This is a genomic window from Aquiflexum sp. (genome assembly GCF_977115555.1).
This window is the reverse complement of record NZ_CDSBKL010000219.1, coordinates 1-6934: the sequence shown is the minus strand read 5'-3', so window position 1 is coordinate 6934 and position 6934 is coordinate 1. Positions and strand designations below refer to the sequence as shown.

Here is a 6934-nt window from a genome sequence, read left to right as displayed (position 1 = left end):
AGCCTACACGGCCTCATTTAAGGATTTTTTTGACCTTCCTCCAGGTAAAATTTCAAAAATTCCACGTGTTAACAAGAAACTTTCCGAAATCAGAAAGGATAAGGATAAATACATAAGGGAAGCATCGGAAATCATCTCCAATTGTCAAAAAAAAGGAATCCGCATATTAACCTTTTCTGACCAAAACTTTCCGTCAAGGCTCAAAGTCATGGATGATTGTCCTATGGTTTTATACACCAAAGGAAATATAAACCTAAACCCAAACAGGTCATTAGCTATCGTTGGAACAAGAAATGCGACTGAATACGGTAAAAATATTACCAAAAAAATCATTGACGATGCAAGTCCATACCAAGCTACTGTAATCAGTGGCATGGCATACGGCATTGATATCGAAGCTCATAAAGCGGCATTGTCCAATAATTTACCAACAATTGGCATATTGGGATCATCTGTAGATCAGATTTATCCTGCCTTGCATAAAAACACTGCCGAACAAATGATCGAAAGCGGTGGTGGGCTTGTCAGTGAATATCCTCCCGGCACTGTCATGCATCCAAGCAATTTTCCAAAAAGAAACAGGATCATCTCCGGTTTATCTGATGCCGTCATAGTGGTTGAAGCAGCCCAAAAGGGAGGTGCATTGATCACTGCAGAGATTGCTTTCAGTTACAACAAAGAGGTTTTTGCTGTGCCCGGAAACCTTCTTTCCACTTTCAGTGAAGGTTGCAACAATCTGATCCGTACCATGAAGGCCACTATCTATACAGGACCAAAGGATCTTGAAGAATCGCTTTCTTGGTCAAAAGATAACTTGACAGCTACTAATACAAAAAATAAAATAATAGATCTGTCAAAGTATAATGAGGAAGAAAAAGCGGTTTTGGCAATCCTGACAGAAAAGAAAGAACTGGAAATCGATCAGTTGGCCATCTTACTGAATATCTCTATTTCAAGTTTAGCATCTACTCTATTAAACCTTGAATTTGAAGGTCTTATAAAATCACTTCCAGGAAAAAGATACAAATTTACCCAATAAAATTTTTCGATTTTAAGCAAAAAATCCCCTTTTTTTCAAAAGAGGATTTCATTTTTGATTTGTATTAAAATTTTTTATCTCCTGCCCATTTTTGGCATCAGTCCCCCAAGGGCTTTTTGCGCGCCTCCCATTTTATTCATCTGCTTCATCATTTTTCTCATGTCTGCAAATTGCTTCATCAGGTTATTGACTTCCGTGATGGTTCTACCGCTTCCGTTTGCAATTCGCTTCCTTCTGTTACCATCTATGATATCAGGGTCTTCCCTTTCCTTCGGAGTCATACTGCGAATAATGGCTTCAATTGGTTTGAAAGAATCATCGTCAATATCAATTCCTTTCATAGCTTTACCCATTCCCGGAATCATACCCATCAAATCTTTGATATTTCCCATCTTTTTGATTTGCTCGAGTTGGGAAAGAAAGTCATCAAAGTTGAATTGGTTTTTCCTGATCTTGGCATTGATCCTTTTGGCCTCATCTTCGTCAAAAGACTGCTGAGCTCTTTCGACCAATGAAATCACATCTCCCATTCCCAAAATCCTCTGCGCCATACGGTCAGGATGGAAAACATCAATGTTCTCCATTTTCTCTCCGGTGGAGATAAATTTGATAGGTTTGTTGACTACGTGCCTGATAGAAATCGCCGCACCACCTCGGGTATCACCGTCTAATTTGGTCAATACCACTCCGTCAAAATTCAGTCTTTCATCAAAAGTTTTGGCCGTGTTAACAGCGTCCTGACCTGTCATGGAATCCACGACAAACAATGTTTCAGAAGGATTGAGGGCCTTTTTCAAGGCCTCGATCTCTTTCATCATCACCTCATCCACAGCCAAACGACCTGCTGTATCGACAATGACTATTTTCTTTCCATTCCTTTTCGCATAATCAATGGCGTGATTTGCGATTTCAAGAGCATTTTTATTCTCAGGCTCCGCATATACTTCTACCCCTATCTGCTCACCCAATACTTTCAATTGGTCAATAGCGGCAGGTCTGTATATATCGCAGGCAACCAACAAAACCTGCCTTCCCTGCTTCTTGAGCATGCTTGCAAATTTTCCTGAAAAAGTCGTTTTACCCGAGCCCTGAAGACCTGATATCAAGATCACAGCAGGATCACCCTTGATACTGATGTCCACTTTGGATCCTCCCATCAGTTTGGTCAATTCCTCTTGGGTGATTTTGACCAACAATTGGCCTGGTGAGACAGCGATTAACACATCTCTACCCAAGGCTTGTTCCTTGATGGTATCAGTTACTTCTTTGGCTACTTTATAGTTGACATCGGCGTCAATCAAGGCCCTACGGATTTCCTTAACAGTCGTAGCGACGTTGATTTCGGTGATTTTACCGGTACCCTTCAGGGTCTTAAAAGCTCTATCTAATTTGGAACTAAGATTATCGAACATGCTGAATTATCTATTTGAGGCAAAAATAGGAATTTATTTGTGAAAGGGAGAATCGAATTTGGTATAAGGGATTTGTATTTAAAAAAAATGGTTATTGGTTAATGGTTATTGGATGAAAGGTTAAATGAATCAACAACCCTGACCATAATAAGCATCTTTTCCATGCTTTCTTTCAAAATGCTTTTTGATCAGTGCCTCCTTTAATCTTGGGGAATTGGGATTGATCTGCAAAGTCAGATAAGCCATGCGGGCAATTTCTTCTAAGACTTTACTATTGTAAACTGCCTTGGATGCATCTTTTCCCCAAGCAAATGGGCCATGATTTCCGATAAGCACCATCTCTACTTCAGCAGGATTCAACTTTTTATCAGCAAAACAATCCAAAATCTGTTGGCCGGTATTGTACTCATAATCTCCCTGAATCAAATCATCCGACATTGGAGCTGCACATGGGATATCCACCGTGAGATGGTCCGCATGGGTAGTACCAAAAATCGGAATATCTAGCTGCGCCTGTGCCCATGCAACGGCATAAGTCGAATGCGTGTGGCAAATTCCCCCAAGGTTTTTCCAATGTTTGTAGAGAAATGCGTGGGTTTTTGTATCAGAAGAAGGTCGCATGTTTCCCTCGATGATATTATTTTCAAAATCAACGATAACAATATCCTCAGCTTTCAATTCATCATAAGGAACACCGCTTGGCTTAATGGCGAAAACGCCTTTTTCCCGGTCCACGGCACTGACATTACCAAAAGTATACACTACCAGATCCAACTTTGGGAGTTGCATATTGGCCTCGTAGCATTGTTGTTTTAGGCTTAGATACTCTGACATATTTTTGTTTAAGGCCTATTGGAATAGAATAAATTATCTTATCCTGTAATATAATAATTTCAAAGAATCTTGTTTCATCCTTTATTTCCTTCCACAAACTCCCCAAACTTCCCATACTCCTCGTATAATTTTTTGTAGTGGTGAACATTTTCTGAAATAGGATGATATACTTCATCAAAACCATTGCTCATGGCTTGGATGGCAGATTGGGTGTCCGGATGTATTCCTGCTGCAACGGCAGCATAAATAGCGGCTCCAAGCGCAGGCGCTTGTTCTGAAGTAGCTACCTTAATAGGCATATCCAATACATCCGCCAATGTCTGCATCACGAGTTTCGATTTCTTGGCTACCCCTCCCATTCCTATTACTGTCCGGATTTTGACCCCCTCACTTTCAAACCTGTCCACGATTTTTTTGGAACCAAAGCAGATAGCCTCCACCAACGATTTGAAAATCCTTGCCGCATCAGAACCCATATTCAATCCCATGATGGCTCCTTTCAAAGCCTGATTAGCATCAGGCGTCCTACGGCCATTAATCCAATCCAAAGCTACAATTTTTGATTCATTCACAGGAATGTTTAGCGCTTCATCAGAAAGTCTGGCAATAATATTTTCCTGGATTTCTTCGATGAGCTTTACTTTTTGACCTTCATCTAAAAGAACACTGTTTTGAATCAAATCTATACTTGGCTTGGAGATCAAGTCCCTGAACCAAGCCAAAACGTCACCAAAACCTGATTGACCTGCTTCCAAACCGATCATTCCCGGAATCACCGACCCATCTACCTGCCCACAAATCCCCTGAATCAGGTTATCCCCAAGATTATCCTTTGAAGCGATCATAATGTCGCATGTGGAAGTACCCATCACTTTGATCAAGGTATTTTCAGAAATTTCCCCTCCTACGGCACCAGCATGCGCATCAAATGTCCCGACAGCTACAATAGTCTCTGTGGACAATCCCAATTTTTCAGCCCAATAATTACTCAGCTTTCCTGCTTGATTGTCAGAAGTATATGTTTCGGAATATAACCTGTCTTTTAGATCTCCGAGATAAGGATGAAACAAAGTTAAAAACTCTTTTGGAGGCAATCCTCCCCAGCTTTCATGCCAAAGGGCTTTGTGTCCCGCAGCACACCTGCTCCGTTTGAGCATTAGCGGATCTTCGCATCCTATCAATTGAGATGTAATATAATCACAGTGCTCCATCCATGAAAAAGCAGCTTCTGCGACTTTTTGATCGGACCTGATCACATGCAAAATCTTAGACCAAAACCATTCTGAAGAATAGATTCCTCCCTCATACTTGGTAAAATCTTCTCCGCCCCATGTGCGGGCGATATGGTTTATTTCCTCTGCTTCTACGATTGCTGTGTGGTCTTTCCAAAGAACCATCATGGCATTTGGGTTTTCTGCAAAAGCCGGATCGAAAGCCAAAGATTGGCCTTTTGAATCTACAGGTAAAGGGGAAGAGCCAGTAGTATCCACACAGATGGCTTTGATTTGGGATGGAAGAATTTTGGATTTTTCCACCACACCCTTTATGCTTGCTTCCAAACCTTCCAAATGATCCATGGGATGCTGCCGGAATTGGTTTTCAACCGGATTGCAATATTTGCCGGCTTTCCATCTTGGGTACCAAAAAACATGGCTAGCCACGCAGTTTCCGTCTTTGGAATTTACCAAAACTGCCCTGACAGAATCAGTTCCATAGTCTAAACCTATTACATATTTATCCTCCATGCTATTATTTCAAATATTCTGCAAAGCAAATTTGTAACTACCTAGATTATTTATTTAACCCTTACCATCAAAACAGAATTGGCAGGAACAGCAATTTTCAGGTTGTCTTTATCCAATTTAAAATCTTTGAAAGCTGCTTTCTTCACTACCTCTTTTTTCTCAAAAGTATTGTAAGAATCTATGCTCGGAGCAGTCACATACTCTGCAGTCACAGTTTTGGCCGATATTCCTCTCAATACCACATCCAAGTCAATTTTCTTGTCAGGATGAATATTGGCAATGCTGATGTTGACTGTTCCGTCAGGGGATTTGGAAGTAGAAACATTCAAAGCTTCAAGTTTTTCCTTTCCATAAGAAACCTCTTCCGTCACGAGATGGTGTGAAAGTAAAGTAGCATCCTTATGTGGTTTGTATAGATCAAAAACATGGTAGGTTGGAGTAAGAATCATGTCCGTATCATTGGTTAAAATGATGGCTTGAAGAACATTAACAGTCTGAGCTAAATTGGCCATATGAACGCGGTCAGCATGTTTGTTGAAAATGTTCAAAGAAATCGCTGCCACATGCGCATCACGCATGGTGTTTTGTTGGTAAAGGAATCCAGGATTGGTTCCCGGCTCGACCTGATACCAAGTACCCCATTCGTCGATGATCATTCCTATCCTTTTTTCAGGATCATATTGGTCCATAATGGCTCCATGACGCTCAATCAATTCTTCAATTCCTGCGGCTTTTCTCAAAGTCTCCAAGTAGGTTTCTTTGTCAAAAACAGTGGCTGACTTCTTATCAGTCCAAGATCCGGTCATGGTATAATAATGTACAGAAAGTCCATCCATCATATTGAGAGGGATATTTTTCATCAAAACTTCTGTCCAGTTATAATCATTACTGTTTGCTCCACCTGCTATTTTATACAATTTATTTGCCCCATAATCTCTTGCATAAGTCGCATATCTCCTATATTCATTGGCATAATATTCTGCTGTCATGTTACCACCACAACCCCAGTTTTCATTGCCAACACCCCAGTATTTGATATTCCAAGGCTCATCCTGACCGTTTTTCTTTCTTAGGTTTGACATGGGACTGACTCCGTCAAAATTGATGTATTCGATCCATTTGGACATTTCGTCTACAGAACCACTGCCCACGTTACCGGTAATGTATGGCTCTGCTCCTATTTTTTTGGCAAAATTCATAAATTCATGAGTACCAAAGGAATTGTCTTCCACTACTCCACCCCAATGGGTATTGATCATGGTCGGGCGGTCTTTTGGATTGCCGATTCCATCTGTCCAGTGGTATTCATCGGCAAAACAACCTCCCGGCCACCGGAGGTTTGGGATCTCCAGCTTTTGGATAGCATTCATAACATCCAATCTATAGCCATCCTCATTTGGGATTTTGGAATCCGGTCCCACCCAGATACCTCCATAAATATTTCGTCCCAAATGCTCTGCAAAATGCCCGTAAATATGTTTGTTGATTATCACTGTTCCCTGATCAGCATTGACTATCAGCCTGTTAGTTTGAGCTACTGAAAAGAAAGAAATTAGTATTGCTGCTATCAGCGTCATTCCTTTTAAACCTTTTGTCTTCATTGGATTTCTATTTGAGGTTATAAATATTCATTCGTAGGTCCTATTGATTGGATTTCAAAGTGAGTTCGTATATAGAATTGAATCCAATTTTCTTAGCAAAATCACAACCGAATATTGGAAATTAAACTTGAAGGGACAAATATTAACTGTATTTATTACACTAATAATTCTATACCTTCCATCCATGGAATCCTATTGGTTTGAAAACAATAATCTATATCAACATAAATGTCACATTTGAATTTAAATTGATATTTTTCATACCTTCTTTTGAGAATGGAATAAAAAAAATTTAGATAGATT

General features: G+C 40.2%; 5 protein-coding genes. 1 reads left to right on the top strand and 4 read right to left on the bottom strand.

Annotation, left to right across the window (positions count from 1 at the left end; genetic code table 11):
• Window positions 1-1039, top strand: a 1039-nt coding sequence (gene dprA, locus ACZFYI_RS13120; RefSeq protein ID WP_462524583.1) for a DNA-processing protein DprA, incomplete at its 5' end; no start/stop codon positions are given.
• Between the two features lie 74 nt (window positions 1040-1113).
• Here dprA and ffh read toward each other — a convergent pair.
• From ffh to ACZFYI_RS13100, 4 genes are all read right to left on the bottom strand, one after another.
• A complete protein-coding gene (ffh, locus tag ACZFYI_RS13115; RefSeq protein ID WP_462524582.1) occupies window positions 1114-2451 on the bottom strand; it encodes a signal recognition particle protein in 1338 nt (445 codons plus the stop codon).
• Window positions 2452-2580: 129 nt separating this feature from the next.
• Window positions 2581-3285: an L-ribulose-5-phosphate 4-epimerase gene (locus ACZFYI_RS13110; RefSeq protein WP_462524581.1), complete on the bottom strand. Its 705-nt coding sequence runs from the start codon at window positions 3283-3285 to the stop codon at window positions 2581-2583.
• A 74-nt stretch (window positions 3286-3359) separates the two neighbouring features.
• A complete protein-coding gene (locus ACZFYI_RS13105) occupies window positions 3360-5030 on the bottom strand; it encodes a ribulokinase (protein ID WP_462524580.1) in 1671 nt (556 codons plus the stop codon).
• 50 nt (window positions 5031-5080) lie between these two features.
• Window positions 5081-6631 (bottom strand): alpha-N-arabinofuranosidase, encoded by a 1551-nt coding sequence (locus ACZFYI_RS13100; RefSeq protein ID WP_462524579.1) that lies wholly within the window; start codon window positions 6629-6631, stop codon window positions 5081-5083.
• Window positions 6632-6934 lie beyond the last annotated feature (303 nt).

Excerpts from the sequence above, each read along its gene's own strand:
- ffh (WP_462524582.1), bottom strand. The coding sequence starts at position 2,451 with ATGTTCGATAATCTTAGTTCCAAATTAGATAGAGCTTTTAAGACCCTG.
- ACZFYI_RS13110 (WP_462524581.1), bottom strand. The coding sequence starts at position 3,285 with ATGTCAGAGTATCTAAGCCTAAAACAACAATGCTACGAGGCCAATATG.
- ACZFYI_RS13105 (WP_462524580.1), bottom strand. The coding sequence starts at position 5,030 with ATGGAGGATAAATATGTAATAGGTTTAGACTATGGAACTGATTCTGTC.
- ACZFYI_RS13100 (WP_462524579.1), bottom strand. The coding sequence starts at position 6,631 with ATGAAGACAAAAGGTTTAAAAGGAATGACGCTGATAGCAGCAATACTA.